This is a genomic window from Marinobacter sp. HL-58 (genome assembly GCF_001314605.1).
Classification (GTDB): Bacteria; Pseudomonadota; Gammaproteobacteria; order Pseudomonadales; family Oleiphilaceae; genus Marinobacter.
In genome coordinates, this window is sequence record NZ_LIHP01000018.1 from 16,237 (window position 1) to 34,692 (window position 18,456).

General features: G+C 57.9%; 22 protein-coding genes. 11 read left to right on the forward strand and 11 right to left on the reverse strand.

Annotation, left to right across the window (positions count from 1 at the left end; all coding sequences use genetic code 11):
• The first annotated feature begins 82 nt into the window (after positions 1–82).
• From HLUCCO03_RS16180 to HLUCCO03_RS16190, 3 genes are all read left to right on the forward strand, one after another.
• Complete coding sequence (locus HLUCCO03_RS16180; RefSeq protein WP_027829977.1) at positions 83–640, forward strand: aminoacyl-tRNA deacylase; 558 nt, start codon at positions 83–85, stop codon at positions 638–640.
• A gap of 86 nt (positions 641–726) precedes the next feature.
• Positions 727–2,013: an FAD-dependent monooxygenase gene (locus HLUCCO03_RS16185; RefSeq protein ID WP_027829978.1), complete on the forward strand. Its 1,287-nt coding sequence runs from the start codon at positions 727–729 to the stop codon at positions 2,011–2,013.
• 11 nt (positions 2,014–2,024) lie between these two features.
• Positions 2,025–2,390, forward strand: a complete 366-nt coding sequence (locus tag HLUCCO03_RS16190) for a histidine triad nucleotide-binding protein (RefSeq protein ID WP_027829979.1) — start codon at positions 2,025–2,027, stop codon at positions 2,388–2,390.
• 340 nt (positions 2,391–2,730) lie between these two features.
• Here HLUCCO03_RS16190 and phoU read toward each other — a convergent pair whose 3' ends face one another.
• The 5 genes from phoU to HLUCCO03_RS16215 all read right to left on the reverse strand — a co-directional run bounded on the left by phoU (position 2,731) and on the right by HLUCCO03_RS16215 (position 8,254).
• Complete coding sequence (phoU, locus tag HLUCCO03_RS16195; protein WP_027829980.1) at positions 2,731–3,453, reverse strand: phosphate signaling complex protein PhoU; 723 nt, start codon at positions 3,451–3,453, stop codon at positions 2,731–2,733.
• A 33-nt stretch (positions 3,454–3,486) separates the two neighbouring features.
• Positions 3,487–4,386 (reverse strand): phosphate ABC transporter ATP-binding protein PstB, encoded by a 900-nt coding sequence (gene pstB / locus HLUCCO03_RS16200; protein WP_036197055.1) that lies wholly within the window; start codon positions 4,384–4,386, stop codon positions 3,487–3,489.
• An 11-nt stretch (positions 4,387–4,397) separates the two neighbouring features.
• Entirely contained in the window at positions 4,398–5,675 is a 1,278-nt protein-coding gene (gene pstA / locus HLUCCO03_RS16205; protein WP_027829982.1) for a phosphate ABC transporter permease PstA, read from the reverse strand.
• On the reverse strand, positions 5,668–7,056 hold the full coding sequence (gene pstC, locus HLUCCO03_RS16210; RefSeq protein ID WP_027829983.1) for a phosphate ABC transporter permease subunit PstC: 1,389 nt from the start codon (positions 7,054–7,056) through the stop codon (positions 5,668–5,670). Before pstC ends, pstA begins: the two co-directional genes overlap by 8 nt.
• Positions 7,057–7,204: 148 nt before the next feature.
• Complete coding sequence (locus tag HLUCCO03_RS16215) at positions 7,205–8,254, reverse strand: substrate-binding domain-containing protein (RefSeq protein WP_027829984.1); 1,050 nt, start codon at positions 8,252–8,254, stop codon at positions 7,205–7,207.
• A gap of 194 nt (positions 8,255–8,448) precedes the next feature.
• Here HLUCCO03_RS16215 and HLUCCO03_RS16220 point away from each other — a divergent pair, with 194 nt between their 5' ends.
• A complete protein-coding gene (locus HLUCCO03_RS16220) occupies positions 8,449–8,853 on the forward strand; it encodes an acyl-CoA thioesterase (RefSeq protein ID WP_027829985.1) in 405 nt (134 codons plus the stop codon).
• On the opposite strand, the gene HLUCCO03_RS16225 is transcribed toward HLUCCO03_RS16220, so the two are convergent.
• Complete coding sequence (locus HLUCCO03_RS16225) at positions 8,850–9,404, reverse strand: sigma-70 family RNA polymerase sigma factor (protein WP_036197058.1); 555 nt, start codon at positions 9,402–9,404, stop codon at positions 8,850–8,852. The genes HLUCCO03_RS16220 and HLUCCO03_RS16225 overlap by 4 nt on opposite strands.
• 146 nt (positions 9,405–9,550) lie before the next feature.
• Here HLUCCO03_RS16225 and HLUCCO03_RS16230 point away from each other — a divergent pair, with 146 nt between their 5' ends.
• Positions 9,551–10,567 (forward strand): permease, encoded by a 1,017-nt coding sequence (locus HLUCCO03_RS16230; protein ID WP_027829986.1) that lies wholly within the window; start codon positions 9,551–9,553, stop codon positions 10,565–10,567.
• A gap of 40 nt (positions 10,568–10,607) precedes the next feature.
• Positions 10,608–10,844: a thioredoxin family protein gene (locus HLUCCO03_RS16235; protein WP_081813455.1), complete on the forward strand. Its 237-nt coding sequence runs from the start codon at positions 10,608–10,610 to the stop codon at positions 10,842–10,844.
• Here the strand turns inward: HLUCCO03_RS16235 and fetB are convergent.
• Together fetB and HLUCCO03_RS16245 are read right to left on the reverse strand one after the other, a co-directional pair.
• Positions 10,750–11,625 (reverse strand): iron export ABC transporter permease subunit FetB, encoded by an 876-nt coding sequence (gene fetB, locus HLUCCO03_RS16240; protein WP_292016746.1) that lies wholly within the window; start codon positions 11,623–11,625, stop codon positions 10,750–10,752. The two genes, HLUCCO03_RS16235 and fetB, sit on opposite strands and share 95 nt — an antisense overlap.
• Positions 11,612–12,220, reverse strand: a complete 609-nt coding sequence (locus HLUCCO03_RS16245) for an ATP-binding cassette domain-containing protein (RefSeq protein ID WP_027829988.1) — start codon at positions 12,218–12,220, stop codon at positions 11,612–11,614. The genes fetB and HLUCCO03_RS16245 overlap by 14 nt, the downstream gene beginning before the upstream one ends.
• Before the next feature lie 88 nt (positions 12,221–12,308).
• Here HLUCCO03_RS16245 and HLUCCO03_RS16250 point away from each other — a divergent pair, with 88 nt between their 5' ends.
• Complete coding sequence (locus HLUCCO03_RS16250; protein WP_027829989.1) at positions 12,309–12,932, forward strand: hypothetical protein; 624 nt, start codon at positions 12,309–12,311, stop codon at positions 12,930–12,932.
• A 7-nt stretch (positions 12,933–12,939) separates the two neighbouring features.
• Here HLUCCO03_RS16250 and arsJ read toward each other — a convergent pair whose 3' ends face one another.
• From arsJ to HLUCCO03_RS16265, 3 genes are read right to left on the reverse strand one after another with little or no spacing between them, the layout of a single operon-like run.
• Positions 12,940–14,133, reverse strand: a complete 1,194-nt coding sequence (gene arsJ, locus HLUCCO03_RS16255) for an organoarsenical effux MFS transporter ArsJ (RefSeq protein WP_027829990.1) — start codon at positions 14,131–14,133, stop codon at positions 12,940–12,942.
• A gap of 1 nt (position 14,134) precedes the next feature.
• Positions 14,135–15,139, reverse strand: coding sequence for an ArsJ-associated glyceraldehyde-3-phosphate dehydrogenase (locus HLUCCO03_RS16260; RefSeq protein ID WP_027829991.1), 1,005 nt, complete (start codon positions 15,137–15,139; stop codon positions 14,135–14,137).
• 44 nt (positions 15,140–15,183) lie between these two features.
• A complete protein-coding gene (locus HLUCCO03_RS16265) occupies positions 15,184–15,948 on the reverse strand; it encodes a metalloregulator ArsR/SmtB family transcription factor (protein ID WP_027829992.1) in 765 nt (254 codons plus the stop codon).
• A 215-nt stretch (positions 15,949–16,163) separates the two neighbouring features.
• On the opposite strand from HLUCCO03_RS16265, the gene arsH reads away from it, so the two are divergent.
• The 4 genes from arsH to HLUCCO03_RS16285 all read left to right on the forward strand — a co-directional run bounded on the left by arsH (position 16,164) and on the right by HLUCCO03_RS16285 (position 18,449).
• Positions 16,164–16,880: an arsenical resistance protein ArsH gene (arsH, locus tag HLUCCO03_RS16270; RefSeq protein WP_027829993.1), complete on the forward strand. Its 717-nt coding sequence runs from the start codon at positions 16,164–16,166 to the stop codon at positions 16,878–16,880.
• A 10-nt stretch (positions 16,881–16,890) separates the two neighbouring features.
• On the forward strand, positions 16,891–17,052 hold the full coding sequence (locus tag HLUCCO03_RS16275) for a hypothetical protein (RefSeq protein WP_155939839.1): 162 nt from the start codon (positions 16,891–16,893) through the stop codon (positions 17,050–17,052).
• 26 nt (positions 17,053–17,078) lie between these two features.
• Positions 17,079–17,741 carry an NADPH-dependent FMN reductase gene (locus HLUCCO03_RS16280; RefSeq protein ID WP_027829994.1) on the forward strand — a complete coding sequence of 221 codons (663 nt, stop codon included), beginning with the start codon at positions 17,079–17,081 and terminating at the stop codon, positions 17,739–17,741.
• Between the two features lie 183 nt (positions 17,742–17,924).
• A complete protein-coding gene (locus HLUCCO03_RS16285) occupies positions 17,925–18,449 on the forward strand; it encodes an arsenate reductase (azurin) small subunit (RefSeq protein ID WP_027829995.1) in 525 nt (174 codons plus the stop codon).
• Positions 18,450–18,456 lie beyond the last annotated feature (7 nt).

Sequence of the window (18,456 nt, forward strand, 5' to 3'; positions counted from 1 at the left end):
GTCACCGCCAGGCCACCGGAACCGGATCAATAAAAACCACCGGTTCCAGTACCGCTGTCATTGCTGGTAGGAGGTTGTCACTATGCCGGTACAGCAGTTGAAGGAACACCTCGACCAGGCAGGCGTGGAATACATGTGCCTGTCTCACCCCCCTGCATTTACTGCCCAGGAACTGGCTCACCACGTCAAGATTGCCGGCGACCGGGTGGTAAAAACCGTTATTATCGAACTCGACGGGAAAATGGCCATGCTGGTCATGCCCGCCACCTGGCGCATCCGCTGGGACAGGCTGACCCGCATCCTCGATACCGATTTTGTCGACCTGGCGGACGAGCAGGAATTCCAGGACCGGTTCCCCGATTGTGAGGTGGGCGCCATGCCACCTTTCGGCAACCTCTTCGATATGTCGGTTTACTGCGCCGAAGCCCTGACCAGGCAGCCGGAACTTGCCTTTGCCGCTGGCAGCCACACCGAGTCCATTCACATGAAAACCGAGGACTTCCTGAAACTGGTCCATCCGATGGTTCTGGAGCAGGGATTCGTCAGGCCGGGCGCCCAGAAACCAGCCTGGCTGAAAGGCCGTGCCCGCCGTGCAGAGTCCCTGACGGACAGCCACGCGGCCAACCTGGCGGGGTACTGACAGCTCTAACCGGTGCTGGCTTGATCCGGGCCGCTTGTCTGAGCACGCTCATCGCGTAAACTGGGCGTACCAGACAGGAACCCGATATGACCCAAGCCTTTGATGTTGTAATTGTTGGTGCCGGCATGGTCGGCGCTGCTCTTGCTGCCGGCCTCGGCCGCAGTGGCTTTCGCGTTGGCCTTGTGGATCAGGGAGGTGCACCCTCTTTTAATGCCTCACAGGCCCCTGACATACGCGTGTCCGCTCTCAGCGCAGGCAGTGAGCGTTACCTTACCGAGCTTGGTGCCTGGCACGATATACTGGCCATGCGTGCCACTCCCTATACCCGCCTGGCAGTGTGGGATGAAGCGGATCATCCGCTGAGCGGCGTGTTACCCCGCAAGATCGCCGAAGTGGTTTTTGATGCCCGTAACCTGTCCGCCAGCCACCTTGGCCATATCGTGGAAAACCGGGTCACCCAACAGGCACTCTGGACCTGCGCCGAGGAACAGCCCGGCGTCACACTGTTTGCCGGCCATGCTGTGACCAGCCTCGGTAACAACGAACACAACGCCACAGTTACGCTGGACGACGGCACGGAACTGAGTGGCGAACTGGTAGTGGGCGCAGATGGCGCCAGTTCAGGCGTCCGCAGTCTGGCCGGCATTGGTGTTACCCGGGAGCAGTACCAGCAACAGGCCATGGTGATTTCCGTTCGTTATCAGGGAGCGGTCCAGGACATCACCTGGCAGGGTTTCTACCCGAGCGGCCCCCGGGCCTTCCTGCCGCTGCATTCCGCGGGACACGGCGAAAGCTGGGCGTCTCTGGTGTGGTACGACTCGCCGGAAGAACTGGCGCGCCTGAAATCCCTGGACGACAGCATTCTGATGGCGGAAATACAGAATGCTTTTCCACCGGAACTGCCCCTGCTGACCCACATCGACACCAAAGCCAGCTTCCCGATAGCCCGCCAGCATGCCAAAACCTATGTGAACAACCGGGTGGTACTGGTGGGCGACGCGGCCCACACCATCAACCCCCTGGCCGGCCAGGGGGTTAACCTGGGCTTTCAGGACGCCCGCTGCCTGCAGTCAGTCCTGCGCGAAGCCAGACGCGCCGGCAGCGACCTGGCCGACCCGGCACGGCTGGCCGAATACGAACACCAACGCCGCCCGGCCAACCGCCGTATGATGCTGGCCATGGATGTGTTCTATCACCTGTTCAGCAACCGCACCCCGCCTCTGCATCTGTTACGCAACCTGGGCCTGGGCGCAGCCAAGGCCATGCCATTTGCCAGAAACCGGGTAGCCAAATACGCTATGGGTATCGACGACAAACTGCCCCCGGTCATCCGCCAGTTGGCGGAGCGCCTTCCGGGGCTGAAGCAACTCTAAAAGGAACCATTATGTCGGAAACCATTTTCACCAAGATCATCAACCGGGAAATCCCGGCGGATATTGTGTATGAAGACGACATCAGCCTGGCCTTCAGGGACATCAATCCCCAGGCGCCGGTGCACCTGCTGATTATCCCGAAAAAGGAAATCGCGACGATCAACGACATCGAAGAAGGCGACCGCGAACTGGTGGGCCACCTGTACTGGGTTGCCGCCAGACTGGCCAAAGAAATGGAGTTTGCAGACGACGGTTACCGCGTGGTGATGAACTGTGGGGAAAACTCCGGGCAGACGGTTTTCCATATCCACCTGCACCTGCTGGCCGGCAAACCCCTGGGCTGGCCGCCTTATACCGACAAGAAGAAGCAGGCCTGAGAATTTTTGACCTTGGGGGGAGGCAATCGGGCCGGTCCTCCTGTTTGGGACACGCTCGAGGCGTCCATGCGCGCTTAACTTTGGCCATCCATGGCCAAAGATAGATCCCAAACAGGAGGACCGGCCCGCTTGCTGGTACCTTGGTGCCAAAACTCCAACATCAACTAAAGGCGTTATCTGAGAGGTTTGTGAGGCGGGCCCGGGGGCAGTGTTCAGGAACGTGGAGCGCCAGGGATGGCGCGACCGAGCCCTACAGGGACGTATTCACGGGCGCTTCCTGAACACTGCCCCCGGGCCTGCCAAGGCATCCAACCAGCAGGCTACAGAGGCAAGAACAGAATCAGCGACCGACAACCTTCTCGGCTTCCTCAACAGGCGTATGCCGAACATCCTCGCCTTTGACCATGAAGATCACGTTCTCGGCAATGTTACAGGCGTGATCCCCCACCCGCTCCAGGGCCCGAAGAATCCACATCACCGACATGCACCGGGAGATATTGCGGGTATCCTCCATCATGAACGTCAGCAGCGTCCGCGTGGCAGCCTGGTATTCCTCATCAACCCGCTTGTCTTCCTTCATGATCCGCAGCGCCTGCTCCGAATCCAGACGGGCAAAGGCATCCAGCGCATCATGAAGCATGCTCAGCACGTGATTACTGATGTGACGAACTTCCACATAACCACGGGGCGCCTGGCCTTCCTCGGACAGCTTGATGGCAAACTTGGCAATCTTCTTGGCCTCGTCACCAACACGCTCAAGGTCGGAAACCATCTTGATCACTGCAACCACCAGCCGCAGATCCCGGGCCGTGGGCTGCCGGCGGGCGAGGATCAGGGTGGCTTCCTCGTCCATCTCGATTTCCATCTGGTCCACTTTCTTGTCCGTGGCACGCACCTCGTCCGCCAGGTGGCCGTCGTTCTCGACCAGCGCCGTGATCGCCCGCTCTACCTGGGACTCCACCAGCCCCCCCATCTCGAGGAATTCGGTTTTCAGGGCCATCAGTTCGTCATTGAACTGGTGCGAGATATGATCGCCGTAAACATCGTCCTTTTTATCTGGCATAACTTTGTTCTCCAGTATTCAATCCTGCCGGAATCAACCAAACCGACCGGTGATGTAAGATTCGGTGAGCTCATGCTCGGGTGAGGTAAACACCTTGTTGGTCTCGTTCACTTCCACCAGGTGGCCCAGATGGAAATAGGCGGTACGGTTGGATACCCGGGCCGCCTGCTGCATGGAGTGGGTGACAATAACGATAGTGTAGCTCTCCGACATCTCGGAAATCAGCTCTTCCACTTTTGCGGTGGCAATCGGGTCCAGTGCTGAGCAGGGCTCGTCCATCAGGATCACTTCCGGGCTGACCGCAATGGCGCGAGCGATGCAAAGGCGCTGCTGCTGGCCGCCAGACATTCCCGTCGCCACCGCGTCCAGCCTGTCCTTTGCTTCGTCCCAGAGCCCGGCTTTACGCAGGCTTGTTTCGACAATTTCATCCAGGTCGGCTTTGCGATTGGCCAGCCCGTGAATGCGGGGGCCATAGGCAACATTGTCGTAGATCGACTTGGGAAAGGGATTGGGCTTCTGGAAGACCATGCCCACCCGTGCACGAAGCTCTACGACATCCCGCTTCGAGGCATAGATGTCTTCATCGTCCAGCATCAGTTGGCCCTTGACACGGCAGATATCAATGCTGTCGTTCATCCGGTTCAGGCATCGCAGAAACGTGGATTTACCGCAGCCCGAGGGCCCGATAAACGAAATCACCTGATTACGCCCGATATCGAGGCTGACATCCTTGATGGCGCGGTCCTCGCCGTAGTAGACCTCAACGTTACGAAGCTTGAACTTGGGGTCTTCCACATTGGGCTTACCCACCGTTTTTCCTTCCTCGACCGGCGCCGACTGAGCGTCAGCCGCCTCATCCACCGGGTCTTTGACAGGAATGATGGTCTCTTCAGGCCTTCCGGCCTCACTGGCGATTGTTTCGTTCACACTCATAAATTTCTCCTTTACCACCGGCGCTCAAGACGCTTGCGAAGCCAGATGGCCAGTGCATTCATACTGATCATGAAGGTGAGCAGCACCATGATGCCGGCGGATGCCAGCTCGACAAACCCCTGTTCGGAGGCACTTGCCCAAAGATAAACCTGTACTGGCAACACGGTCGCCGAATCAACAAAACCTTCCGGCACATCCACGATGAAGGCAACCATACCAATCAACAGCAATGGAGCTGTTTCGCCGAGGGCCTGGGCCATACCAATGATCGAGCCAGTCAACATGCCCGGCATTGCCAGTGGTATCACATGGTGCATGACCACCTGCATCTTGGACGCGCCGACGCCCTCGGCCGCCTCACGGATGGATGGCGGCACGCTCTTGATGGCAGCACGGCTGGAGATGATGATGGTTGGCAAGGTCATCAGCGCCAGCACCATACCACCGACCAACGGCACCGAGCGGGGCATGCCGAACAGATTGATGAAAACGGCAAGACCGAGCAGGCCAAAAATGATCGATGGCACGGCCGCCAGGTTATTGATGTTTACCTCTATGAAATCGGTAAACTTGTTCTGGGGTGCGAACTCCTCCAGATAGACCGCTGCCGCGATACCAACAGGGAACGAAATCACCAGGGTTACCAGCATCGTAAACAGGGAACCCATAATGGCGCCGAGAATACCGGCGTTGGCCGGCTCCCTCGAATCGCCCCGGCTGAACAGCACGTCGTTGAAGCTGGTGCTGATAACACCCTGCTCCACCAGCTCGTCCACCCACTCCTGCTGCTTCTCTGAGAGCTTGATGCTGTAGCTAGGATTATCGGCATGTTTTACGTAGGTCGAAACCCGGTCATGGGCCAGAAAGTCGATGGTCTGCGTGGTATCCAGCAGATCAGGATTGTCCCTCAACAGATCACGAATCTCACTGGCGGCATAATTGCCAAGCAGACGGCCCAGCTGCTTTATCTCGGCCTCGCTTTCGACGTCCGGGAAATACTCCTGTAAGGAGGCAATCACCGGCGCGACAAAGTCGGCCTGGGATACCTGGTCCTTATCGGTCGGGTCGTCCAGGTACATCATCTCGGAATCGAGATTGATTTCCAGACTGACCGTGGTCTTGACGAACCCTGAGTGCCCCTTGTTGATAATGTCAGCAAAGAGAACAAACAGGGAACCCAGGGCCAGGAATATCGCCAGAATTCCATACAGCCGGAACCGGCGTTCCTTCCGATAGCGGCGCTTCAGGGAGTTGCGGACAATCTCCGCCTGAGAACTCTGATTACTCATACTGTTCCCTATACTTGCGTACAATCTTGAGAGCCACCACGTTCAGCAGCAGCGTAACGATGAACAGCAACATGCCGAGTGCAAAGGCTGACAGGGTCTTGGCGCTATCAAACTCCTGGTCGCCCACCAGCAAGGTTGCAATCTGAACAGTGACTGTCGTCACCGATTCCAGCGGGTTGGCCGTCAGGTTGGCTGCCAGCCCCGCCGCCATCACCACGATCATGGTTTCGCCGATGGCCCGGGACGCCGCCAGCAGGATGCCGCCGATAATGCCCGGCAGCGCCGCAGGGAAGATCACCTTCTTCATGGTCTCGGACTGGGTTGCCCCCAGCGCCAGGGAGCCGTCCCGCATGGTCTGGGGGACCGCATTGATCACATCGTCTGACAGCGACGATACAAACGGTACGATCATGATGCCCATAACCAGGCCTGCAGCCAACACGCTCTGGGAGGAAGCCTCAAGGCCAATCGCTTCGGCCACATCCCGGATAAAAGGCGCCACCGTCAGGGCGGCAAAGAAGCCGTAAACCACCGTTGGAATACCTGCCAGCATTTCCAGTACAGGCTTGGCCGTTGCGCGCACGCGTTTGCTGGCGTATTCCGACAGGTAAATGGCAGACAGCAGGCCAACGGGCACCGCCACGAGCAGCGCTATGGCGGAAATCAGCAGGGTACCGGTAAACAGCGGAATAACACCGAAGGCGCCCTCGGCGCCCACCTGATCCGCACGAATGGCAGTCTGGGGGCTCCAGCTCGTACTGAACAGAAATTCGGTAATTGGAATCCGGTTGAAGAAGCGTATGGTCTCCAGAATAACCGAAAACACAATACCCGCCGTGGTCAGAACCGCCAGGGCCGCACACACGAAAAAGATGCGGCGAAGGGTGGTCTCCACATTGATCCTGGCGTTGATATGTGGCGACACACGGGTCCATGCAAATGTGGCACCGGCTACGGCGACCAGCAAAACCAGGGCGGCCTTGAAGTTATGGCTCTGGTCTTCGACCGTTTCAAGCACCGATGCGGCACCGGCAATGTGCTCTGGCACAAACTCAGGATTGAGGCTGCCGTTTGCAACGTTGCTGATCTGGGAGAGAATCAGGCTGGCCTGGCCCGGGGATTCCGGCCAGGTATCGGGCGGCAGGGTCGCGATGACGATACCCTGAATCACCCGGTCTTCAAAACCAACCCAGGCCGCCAGCACCAGGAGCGAAGGAAGAGCGCACCAGAGTGCGGCGCGCGCCGCGTAGTATGTAGGAAGAGCTTTGAGGTTACGGATTCCGCCGATAGGCGCTGCGACCGCACGGGATCGCATATAGGCAAGGCCATAGGCGACCACGGCTAGAACCAGAACCAGGGGCAGAAGATTGGCCGTCTGCATAACAGTCTCTGTTTTAGTGGCTTTAAATGAACTGGGCGTCTATTTTGCCAGCTTGGCACACAAAAATATTCATTCAACTGTAACAAAAGAGCGCGGACCGTTTGGCCCGCGCTCTCGTTTCGTCATCCCTGACGTCTCTGGCCGGGCCTTACAGCTCGTTGCCAGTCATCGGTTCCAGATCTTTCGCTCGCTTGGCGATTTCCATACGCTCTTCCCGTGGCAGCGGGATCAGACCCACATCGCCCAGATAACCGTTGTCGCCCCAGGTGCCTTCGCTGGTGAACTCAGCTACGTATTCCTGGATACCTGGAACAACACCCACGTGATCGTGTTTGATGTAGAACCACAGTGAACGGGCAACCGGGTACTTGTCGCTGGAGATGTTCTCCGGCGTGGGCTCAACACCGTTGATGGTCGCTGCCTGAATCTGGCCGCTGTTTTCCATCAGGAAGCTGTAGCCAAAGATACCCACGGTTTCCTCGTCACGGGTCAGGCGCTGAACGATCAGGTTGTCGTTTTCACCAGCTTCGATGAACGGACCATCTTCGCGCATGCTGTGACAAACCGTTTCGAACTGATCTCCGTCCATGTCGGCGATCATCTCGAATTCCTTGCAGCCGCCTTCCATTGCCAGCTCGACGAACGCATCACGGGTGCCAGAAGTCGGGGGCGGACCCATCACGCTGATTTCCATATCAGGCAGGCTGGAATCGATCTCGTTCCAGTTCTCGTAGGGGTTGGCAACCAGCTTGTCACCGCCGTCAGGATCCGGAACTTCCTTGGCCAGGGCCAGGAAGATCTGCTCAAGGCTCAGGTCCATCTTGGGCGCTTCCTTGGAGTTGGCCATAACGATACCGTCGGCACCGATACGGACCTCAGTAATGTCTTTAACGCCATTGGCCTGGCAGTTGTCGAACTCACTCTTCTTCATGCGACGTGAAGCGTTGGTGATGTCCGGGTGCTGGGTGCCCACACCTTCACAGAACAGCTTCAGACCGCCGCCGGAACCGGTGGACTCCAGCTTCGGAGTCGGGAAGTCGGTGTCACGACCAAAACGCTCGGCTACCACGGTAGCGAAGGGGTAAACAGTGGAAGAACCGACAATGCTGATGGTGTCGCGAGCCATGGCCGGGGAGGATACAGCGGCGATGCTGCCTGCCAGTGCCACAGTTGTAAGGGCTGTTTTAAGTTTGATCACGTTGAGTCTCCATTCGTCTTTTTGACTTTACTTACGGGTTTGCTTCACCGATGTGTGAACAATAAAGCCACTCTGTGACAACTTTATTACAGCCCCTGAAATATAGAACAGGATGTTCAATTTTTCTTGCAGACGCCGCGCAGGCCGCTAACATGCGGGTACTAAAACAATTCCGGACCCAAAAGGTTACATCCATGACGGCGCTCGATGACGACAAACCTACTCCCAGGGGCGAATTGATCATTCAGGTCATTCCCCTGCCCTCCGACACCAACCCCAATGGTGATGTTTTCGCCGGCTGGCTGGTCAAACAGATGGATATGGCCGCAGCCACCATGGCCGGGCGTATCTCCCAGGGGCGTAACGCAACGGTTGCCATGGACAGGATGGAGTTTCTCTCCCCACTGCGGGTAGGTTCGCAGGTTGGCTGTTATGGAGAGCTGATGGAGGTTGGTCGCAGCTCGATGAAGATCAACATAGAGGTCTGGACACTGGACCGCTCGGCTAAAGCCCCTCGCAAGGTAACGGAAGGACTCTTCGTTTACGTTGCCATAGACGAGCATGGCCGGATTCGGGAAGTGCCAGACCAGGAAGCCTAGTGTCCCGTCCGGGTGTTGTCGGCAACTGAATTGTGACAACAGACTTTGCCGGAAGAATCCGTTATCACGTTGCAACGGCGGGCCAGTTCGTCCCTCAGGCGCGCTCTGGCCCGGCGGATTCTGGCTTTGGCTGCCGGTAGCGAAATACCGTTACTTGCAGCGTAATCGTCCTGGGATAACGGGCCGAGATCACAGGCCTCGAGAATATCGCGGTCATCGTCCCCGAGCGAGGGCAAAACCGCCCGGATACACACATCCAGGTCAGCCACCGGATCAGACACTGCCCTGCGATTGTCCGGCAGATGGTCCGGTACAGGCACCCAGGCCTTGCGCAGACGATGGCTGTCCGCAAGGGCATTCCTGGCCACACGGAACAGCCAGCTGCGCGGGTTCTCCAGTTCGCAGAAAGATTGCCCCTCGCGCATGGCCTTGAGAAACACATCCTGAAGCAGGTCATCGCTTTGTGCCGGCTCTTTAAGGCGGCCAAGCAGGAAGTGGCGCAGTTCCGCCTGATGATCATGCCATGCCCGCAAAACGCACTCGAACGCCATTGAGATTGCTCCCGAAAAATGTAACCCGTCCGATCTGTTTATAGGGATAAACGATCGATAAACAACATCAACCCCTGAAACAGTATCTTTTCCCGGACTGATTCGTCTTCATCATAACCGATGATATCTAATGGATCAGGAAGCTCATGCTCGACATCTTTACCGACTTTGCCAACTGGCTGACTTATAGCGTAATCGGACTGGACCCTGCCACCAGGCTTGGTACCTCCGTCCACTTTTTTATCGAAGACACCACCAAAATTCTGTTTCTGCTGGTGGTGATGATTTACGTGATCGCCCTGGCCCGCGCAGCCCTTGATCTGGAGCGGGTGCGCGCTTACATCCAGGGCAAGAATCGTTTCGCCGGTTACGCATTGGGCTCCGGCTTTGGTGCCATCACTCCGTTCTGTTCCTGCTCCAGTATTCCGCTGTTTCTGGGTTTTACCAGCGCCGGAATACCGCTGGGTATTACTATGGCCTTTCTGTTCACCTCGCCGATCATCAACGAAGTGGCGGTGATCATGCTGTGGAGCCTGCTGGGCTGGAAGTTCACACTGGCCTATGTGGTGATTGGTATGGCCGTGGGTATCATCGGCGGAATGATCCTGGACGCGATGAAGGGAGAGCGCTGGCTCAAGGATTTTGCTGCCAAGGCCTATCAGAAAGCGACACAAACAGTGAAAGAGCACCCGGAAGAGACAGCCATCCAGCCCGTTCAGAAAATGACGTTTGCTGAGCGCCATCAGTTTGCGAAAAACGAACTAACAGACATCGTTGGGCGCATCTGGAAATGGGTGCTCATCGGCGTAGGCCTCGGTGCCGCCCTGCATGGTTTTGTGCCCGATGGCTGGTTTGCTGAAAACCTGGGTTCCGGCCAGTTGTGGAGCGTACCGGCCGCCGTGCTTGCCGGGCTGCCTCTCTATTCCAATGCCACCGGTGTTATTCCGGTCATGGAGAGCCTGATCATGAAGGGCCTTCCGGTAGGTACCACGCTCGCATTCTGTATGAGTACCGTGGCGGCCAGCTTCCCCGAATTCATCATGCTCAAGCAGGTGATGACCTTCCGTCTGCTGGGGCTGATTTTCATGATCCTGCTGGCCAATTTCATGGTGGTCGGCTGGGTGATCAATGCCATCAGTCCCTGGCTGTTTACCGGGTTCTGATTCCTTCAACAATGAATGAAACATCCCACAGGAGAAGCTTATGAAACATTTCGAAGTACTGGGAACCGGCTGCAAGAAATGCGTCAACACCGCCGAAAGCATTGAGCGTATTGCCAGGGAGTTGGGTCAGACAGTGATTGTGGAGAAAGTCACCGACCCGGCAAAAATCATGGAGTACCAGGTCATGTCCACTCCGGCTGTTGCGGTTGACGGTAAAGTGGTCCACAGCGGCTCCATCCCGGAGCACGACACGATCGTTGGCTGGCTGCAATCATGACCTGACCAGGTAAGGGTTCACGTTCGTCGAACAGGCGCCGGCTTCCCCAGGAGACCGCCATCACGGCCCCGAAACCGGTGCCGACGGTGATGATCAGCATTACCAGGATCTGGTATTTCACCGCGACCGCCGGCGGGCTGCCGGCGAGAATCTGGCCGGTCATCATGCCCGGCAGGCTGACAATGCCTGCCGCGGCCATGGCGTTAATGGAGGGCATCATGCCGCTGCGCATGGCTTCTCGACGAATATCCTCGAAGGCCTGCTGCCAGGTTTGGCCCAGCATCAGACGGTTCTCGATCACCGCCCGCTGCCGCCAGGCACCCTCGTTCAAACGGTCCAGGGCCAGACTGATTCCGGTCATGGTATTGCCCAGCATCATGCCCAACAGCGGAATGGCGTATTGCGGCGTGTACCAGGGCTCCGGCCCGATAACGACCGTCAGTGCCAGCACGGTCACTGCAAAAGACGATACGAACATGGCGCCGGTACCGATACCGAATGCCCACCAGCCGTGAAGCCGCCTCCCCTGCCGCGCCACCACCTCCCGACCGGCCACCAGCAGCATGACCAGGGCCATCAGCGCAATCCAGTAAAAGGCGGCGGATGCAAACAGGGCCTCCAGCACCAGCCCGATCAGGGCCAACTGGATCACTGTGCGCAGGGCGGCAATCAGCAGGTTGCGGGTAATACCCAGGCGCGCCACATAACCCGTCGCAGCCAGGGCCAGCACCAGCAGGGCCGCCAGCCCCAATTTCCACCAGGCCAGATCAATCACTTCCATGGACAGTCTCCAGTCCGGTTCCCTGGATCCGATAGTGCGCATCCGCCACCCGGTGAATCTGGGCCCGGTCATGGGCTACCCAGAGTGTGGCGATCTCACGCCGCCGGATCTCTTCCAGCAACCAGTCCTCGATAACTTCCGTAGTGTTGCCATCGAGATTGGCGGTGGGCTCATCCAGCAACAGGGCCTCCGGTTGCATGGCCAGGGCCCGCCAGAGTGCAAGCCGCTGTCGCTCTCCCGAGGACAACCGGCTCACCGACCAGACCATCACCTCGGGCGGAAATGCCAGCGCCGGAGGCAACTGCTCGGCTGTCATGCCCGGAAAGTGGGGGCCGACTTCATCGAACCACCACTGGCTCTCGGCCGGGACCATTACCACTCGTCTACGCCACTGGTGTGCGGGAACATCCAACTGGGCGGTATCACCCAGAGAAATCCTGCCGCCGTGTGGCTCCAGGTCAGCCACGGCCCGCAGCAGACGGCTTTTGCCACTGCCGGAGGAGCCGGACAGGCAAACGACCTGCCCGGCTGGCACCACCAGAGAGACCTCGCTCAGGGCGCCGACACTGACGTTTTCCAACAAAAGTTCTGTCAAAATAGGTTCACCCGGGCATACGGAATCCACAATGGTGACACCATTGCACAGGATCTTGCCAGAAATCAGTCACACAGAGCAGACATGTATGAGCCTCCGAACCCTCACAGCGGTCCTGTTCGCCCTGACACTGCCAGCGCCGGCGGTAGCAGAGGTTGGAGTGTCGCCATTTGCAGGCTTTCGCATAAGCAGTTCGGTGGATATCGAGACCGCCGGCGCCAGCGCCGACGATCAGATCGACTTCCGGGATTCCGCCAGCCAGGGACTGGTGTTCAATTTTGATCTGGCGGAGCCCGGCAAACAGGGAGAGCTTTATTTTGGCCGGCAACGCACCTCGGCCAGGCTCGACAATGGCCTGTTCGCCCCTGGCATCGAATCCATCGACCTTACGATCTACCAACTCCAGTTCGGAGGGCTCTATTTTCCCGGCGGGAAAAGCTACGGAGGGTTTGTCTCCGGCGTGCTGGGCGTTACCCGCCTGGAAGCGGAGGACTCGAGATACGATACCCACCACCGGGCAGCGCTCTCGCTCGGTGGTGGGTACCAGTTTTTCCTGACCGAACAACTGCGCTTGAGACTGGATCTTCGCGGCATTTACACCGCCCTGAACTCGGGCGGTTCCGTGTTCTGCTCCGGCGGCTGCGAGCTCAGGTTTCGCAGCGACGGCTACTTGCAGGTGGAAGCCGGCGCTGGATTGGTCATGCGCTTCTGACGCCAATTCACGTCACTACGGGCCGCCTCTCGGGCAATAACAAAGACAGTAGCGATGCCATGGCCACCAAAGCCGATGAGATCCACAGACAGGCTTCCAGCCCGTAGGCCTGGTAAACCCAGCCGGAGAGAATGGTGCCAAGAAGCCGACCAGCTGCGTTGGACATGTAGTAGAAGCCCACATCCAGGGAAACGCCATCACCCCGGGCATAGCTGACGATCAGATAGCTGTGGAGCGACGAATTGACGGCAAACAGCACCCCGAACAACAGCAGGCCACCGATCACCACCGGCTGAGGCGACCAGCCCGCCACCAGCCCCCCGGCAATAACTGCCGGAATCAATGCCAGAGCAGCAGCCCAAAGCACCGCGCCCTTCCGGCCCTGGGAATGGCCGGTGATACCGGGCGCAACCGTCTGGATAAAGCCATAGCCGATGATCCAGCTGGCCATGAAGCCCCCCACTTGCCAGTGGTCCCAGCCGAATACCGTGGCCATATACACCGGCAGGGCCACCACAAACCACACGTCCCGGGCGCCGAACAGGAACATCCGCGCCGCTGAGAGCACGTTAATGGCGCGGCTTTTGGACAGGATTTCACTAAACTTGGGTTTGGCCTTGCTCTTGCCCAGGTCCTGCCCCAGCAGGAACAGACTGGCCAGCCACACCAGCCCCAGGGCTACTGCCATCGCAACAACCGCGCCCGTAAAGCCCGCAGCCATCAACAGCACGCCACCGAGGAAGAAGCCGACACCCTTGAGGGTGTTCTTGGAACCGGTGAGAATGGCCACCCATTTGTACAGGGTTCCCTGTTGCTCATCCGGCACCAGCAACTTGATGCCGCTCTTGGCGGACATCTTGTTGAGATCCTTGGCAATGCCGGACAGCGCCTGTGCCGCCATCACCCAGGGCACGGTGAGCATGGCCGCCGGCACCGCCAGCATACCCAGCGCGACAATCTGCAGGAAAAGCCCGATGTTCATGGTGCGGTTCAGACCCCAGCGGGCTCCCAGATAGCCTCCCACCAGGTTGGTGACCACACCGAAGAACTCGTAGAAGATGAACAACAGGGCAATTTCCAGTGGCGAGTAGCCCAGCTGGTGGAAATGCAGCACCACCAGCATCCGCAGGGCGCCGTCCGTCAGGGTGAAGGCCCAGTAGTTGCCGGTAATGACCAGGTACTGTCGGATGGCGGCGGTCATATCAGGCAGAGCCCACCCTGCGCGCCAGCTCCACGGTACGGTTGGCGTAGCCCCACTCGTTGTCGTACCAGGCGTAGATTTTCACCTGGGTGCCGTTGATCACCAGCGTGGACAGGGCATCAACGATGGACGAGCGCGGGTCGGTCTTGTAGTCGATGGACACCAGCGGGCGCTCTTCGTAGCCCAGGATGTCCCTGAGTTCTCCCTCAGCCGCCTCTTTCAGCAACCGGTTTACCGTATCGCGATCGGTCGGCGTTTCCACCTCGAAAACGCAATCGGTCAATGACGCGTTGATCAGGGGGATGCGCACCGCATGGCCATCCAGCCGCCCTTTCAGTTCGGGGAAAATCTCGATGATCGCGGTGGCGGAGCCGGTACTGGTGGGAATCAGGGAACTGCCGCAGGCCCGGGCCCGGCGCAGGTCCTTGTGGGGCGCATCAATGATGGTCTGAGTATTGGTCAGGCTGTGAATCGTGGTGATGGAGCCGTGTTTGATCCCCAGTTTCTCGTGAATCACTTTCACCACCGGTGCCAGGCAGTTGGTGGTGCACGACGCAGCGGTCACAATGCGGTCGCTGGCCGGATCGAAAATGCCGTCGTTTACACCGACGACAATATTTTTAGCACCTGCTTCCTTGACGGGGGCCGTCACAACCACCCGCTTTACGCCCTGGTCCAGATAACCCTGCAGTAATTCTACGGTTTTCATCTTGCCACTGGCTTCGATGACCAGATCGCACCCGGACCAGTCGGTCTCTCCGATGGTCTTGTTGTGGGTTACGCGGATACGCTGATCCCCGATAACGATATCATCGCCGTCCGGAGTGGCTTCCTGGCCCCAGGTGCCGTGAACACTATCGAAGTTCAGCAGGTGCGCGAGGGTGGTGGCGTCTGCACCCGGATCATTGATGGCAACAAATTCCATCTCGGGCCATCCCCACGCGGCCCTCAGCGACAGGCGGCCAATGCGGCCAAATCCGTTTATTCCTACCTTGATCTTGCTCATCTTTGCTCCTGAATCAATCTTCAAGCTGTCCAGTCAAATTGACGTTACAGTACACGCACAACAGGTCGGTCGGTCATGGCTTTCAGCCTTTCCATCTCCCGTTCTACCAATGTGGTATTACTGTCCGATGTCTCATCCAGCACCCTCATCAACCATTGCGGCATCTGCGGGTGGAGAAAATAATAAACCCACTGGCCCTGGCGCGCCGCTTCCAGGAGCCCCGCTTCTTTCAGATTAGCCAGATGTCGGCTGACCTTGGGCTGGGAGGAATCCAGTGCCGTGGTCAGTTCATGCACACAGAGTTTTTTCTGGTTTCGTATCAGCATCAGAATCGCCAGCCGCAACTCATCCCCAAGCGCCCGAAAAACACTGACCGGATTGTATTCCAGCGGGTTCAGCCCGGTTTTTTTTTGGTGCACCATGGTGAACAGACCGATACGCTCCTTCAGCTCTTTGAGCGTCAGCGCAAATGTGGCATGCCGTCCGCTGGGTACCGGGTCGGGGAAATCCCAGGCAATCTGCTGGGCCGGATCACACACTGTGCCGCACTCCCTGGACGCTTTTTCACACAACGTAATGACGTAATCCCAGTTTTTATCCCGCAGATCTTCCAGCTTCTTACTGTGCAGATCCTCCACGGCAAAGCCTGCTTCCTGTAATACCTGCAGTGCCATGGGATGTGGCTGTGCAGGCTCAGTACCTGCGCTGGCAACTTCAAATTGGTCTCCGGCCATATGTTTAAGCAAAGCCTCGGCCATCAGCGAACGGGCACTGTTGGCAGTACAGACGAACAAAACGCGCCGTTTCATATTCGTTTCTCCGAATATATTATTTTATGGATATCCGATTTTCTGGATATTAGGCCGATCCGATGGCAAAGTAAACCCTGCATTGGTGAAACAATAACCCTGTCCAACCGCAAAAATTCTGCTGTATCTTTTCGGCAGGTTATTCGTCTACCCGACAGCTATGCTTTGAACCTCAATCCGAATTCATGAACTCTGCAGGGTGATATAAAAGCGTTATGAGTAACCCAGACCTTCCGAACATTGACGGGATGCTGTTCTCGGCACCTACAGCTGACACGTTATTTGCCGACATGCCGTCCACACACCCGCCGCGGATTCTCCTGCTTTACGGTTCACTGCGGGAACGCTCGTTCAGCCGGCTCGTGGTAGAGGAGGCCGCGCGGCTGCTGGAAGCCATGGGCGCTGAAACCCGCGTGTTCAATCCTCGGGGATTGCCCCTGGCGGATGCCGAGGAAGCCACTCATCCGAAGGTTCAGGAACTGCGCGAACTGGCACAGTGGTCGGAAGGCATGGTGTGGTGCTCCCCGGAGCGCCACGGCGCCATGACCGGGATCATGAAAACCCAGATTGACTGGATTCCCCTGTCCATCGGCGGGATGCGTCCCACCCAGGGCAAGACCCTGGCGGTGATGCAAGTCTGCGGTGGCTCCCAGTCCTTCAATGCAGTGAACCAGCTGCGGGTGCTCGGTCGCTGGATGCGGATGGTGACCATCCCGAACCAGTCATCGGTACCAAAAGCCTTTATGGAGTTTGATGATAATGACCGGATGCTGCCGTCACCCTTCTACAACCGCATCGTGGACGTGATGGAGGAACTGGTGAAGTTCACGCTATTGATCCGGGACCGCAGTGACTACCTGACGGACCGGTATTCCGAGCGGATGGAAAGTGCCGAAGACGTATCGAAACGGGTCAATCAGCGATCCATGTGAGGGGGATATCATGAACATCAATACAGATGTCACTGAAGACGTAGACACCAGCGAAGGCATGGATTTGTTCGGCAAGTATCTGTCGGTCTGGGTGGCCCTGGCCATCATCGCCGGCGCGGCTCTGGAAAGTCCGCCACTGCATCGCCGCTCCCGGGACCGGTTTCCGGCCTGACCCCCAACACACCTGGATCGAACACTATGAAATTTTTGATTTTTCTTGGCTCAACCCGTGACAGTACGCCGCCCAAACCGGCGCGCCTGGGGCTTAGAGTGGCGAAAGCCCTTGAGCAGCATTTCGGCGAGGTGCTGCCAGACCACGAGGTGGAAATCATTGACCCACTGGAGTGGACATTCGACCCGGTCTTCAAACCCCATTTCGCCTACCCGCAGAGCAAGGTTCCGAAACAGCTCGACGAACTGGCCAACAAGATCAAAACGGCCGATGGCTATGTGATGGTCAGCCCGGAATACAACCATTCCATGAGCCCGGCCCTGGCGCACATGCTCAACCACTTCGGCAGCTCGCTGTTTGCCTACAAGCCCAGCCTGATTGTGACCTATTCGGCCGGGCAATGGGGTGGTGCCCGGGCAGCGGTTACCATGCGGGGATTTCTGTCCGAGCTTGGTTGTTTGCCGGTCTCTGCGATGATTCAGATTCCCGAGGCGGCCGATGTGCTGACCGAGACTGGCCAGTTTCAGACCGGCGAGAACGCCGATCGCTGGCAGAGCTATTTCCACCGCGGTAGTGCCCAACTCCTGTGGTGGGCCGAAGCTACTCACCGGCATCGTGAGCAGAGTGATCCCCACCGCGCCATCGGTGACTTCAAGCAGGATCCCAAACAACGCAACGCGCCGAATTGATGATCCGAAGAGGCGTCACAGTGGGTCAGTCAAGGAAATATGTGAATGCGCGGAAATTGAGCAAGATCAATAATTGATCATTTTTTAGCCAAAGCTTCTAGTGGAAGTTTAAATCGGTTCTATCCTTATAAAAGGCTGTGTCTGAGGAAGTCAAAACCCTCGAAGACAACAAGGAGAACAACGATGAAACTTTCCCGAAGACGCTTCCTGGCCGGCAGCGGCGCCACCGTTGCAGGGGCTGGCGCAGCGCTTGTCTGGAGCCCGGCCCAGGCAAGCGAGAGCAACCCGCAACCCGGCAAGGTCATGCTGGACTACCCTCAAACCACTATCAGCAAGGCTGGCGACCTGAAAGTCGGTCAACCTGTTTCCTTCAGCTATCCGGACACCTCTTCACCCTGTGCCCTGGTTAAAACCGGGCGCAAGACCCAGGGCGGCATAGGTCCTGACGAAGATATTGTCGCCTACAGCATCCTCTGTACCCACATGGGTTGCCCGGTGAACTATTCCGCTGAGGAACGCACCTTCAAGTGTCCCTGCCATTTCAGCGTTTTTGACTCCGAGCTCAATGGGCAGATGGTGTCTGGCCAGGCCACGGAAAACCTGCCCCGGATTCTCCTCAGTTACAGGGATTCGGATGATTCCATCGAGGCAGTTGGCGTGGAAGGTCTGATCTACGGCCGCCAGGCCAATATTCTGCCGAGCGCGTGAGGAGGGA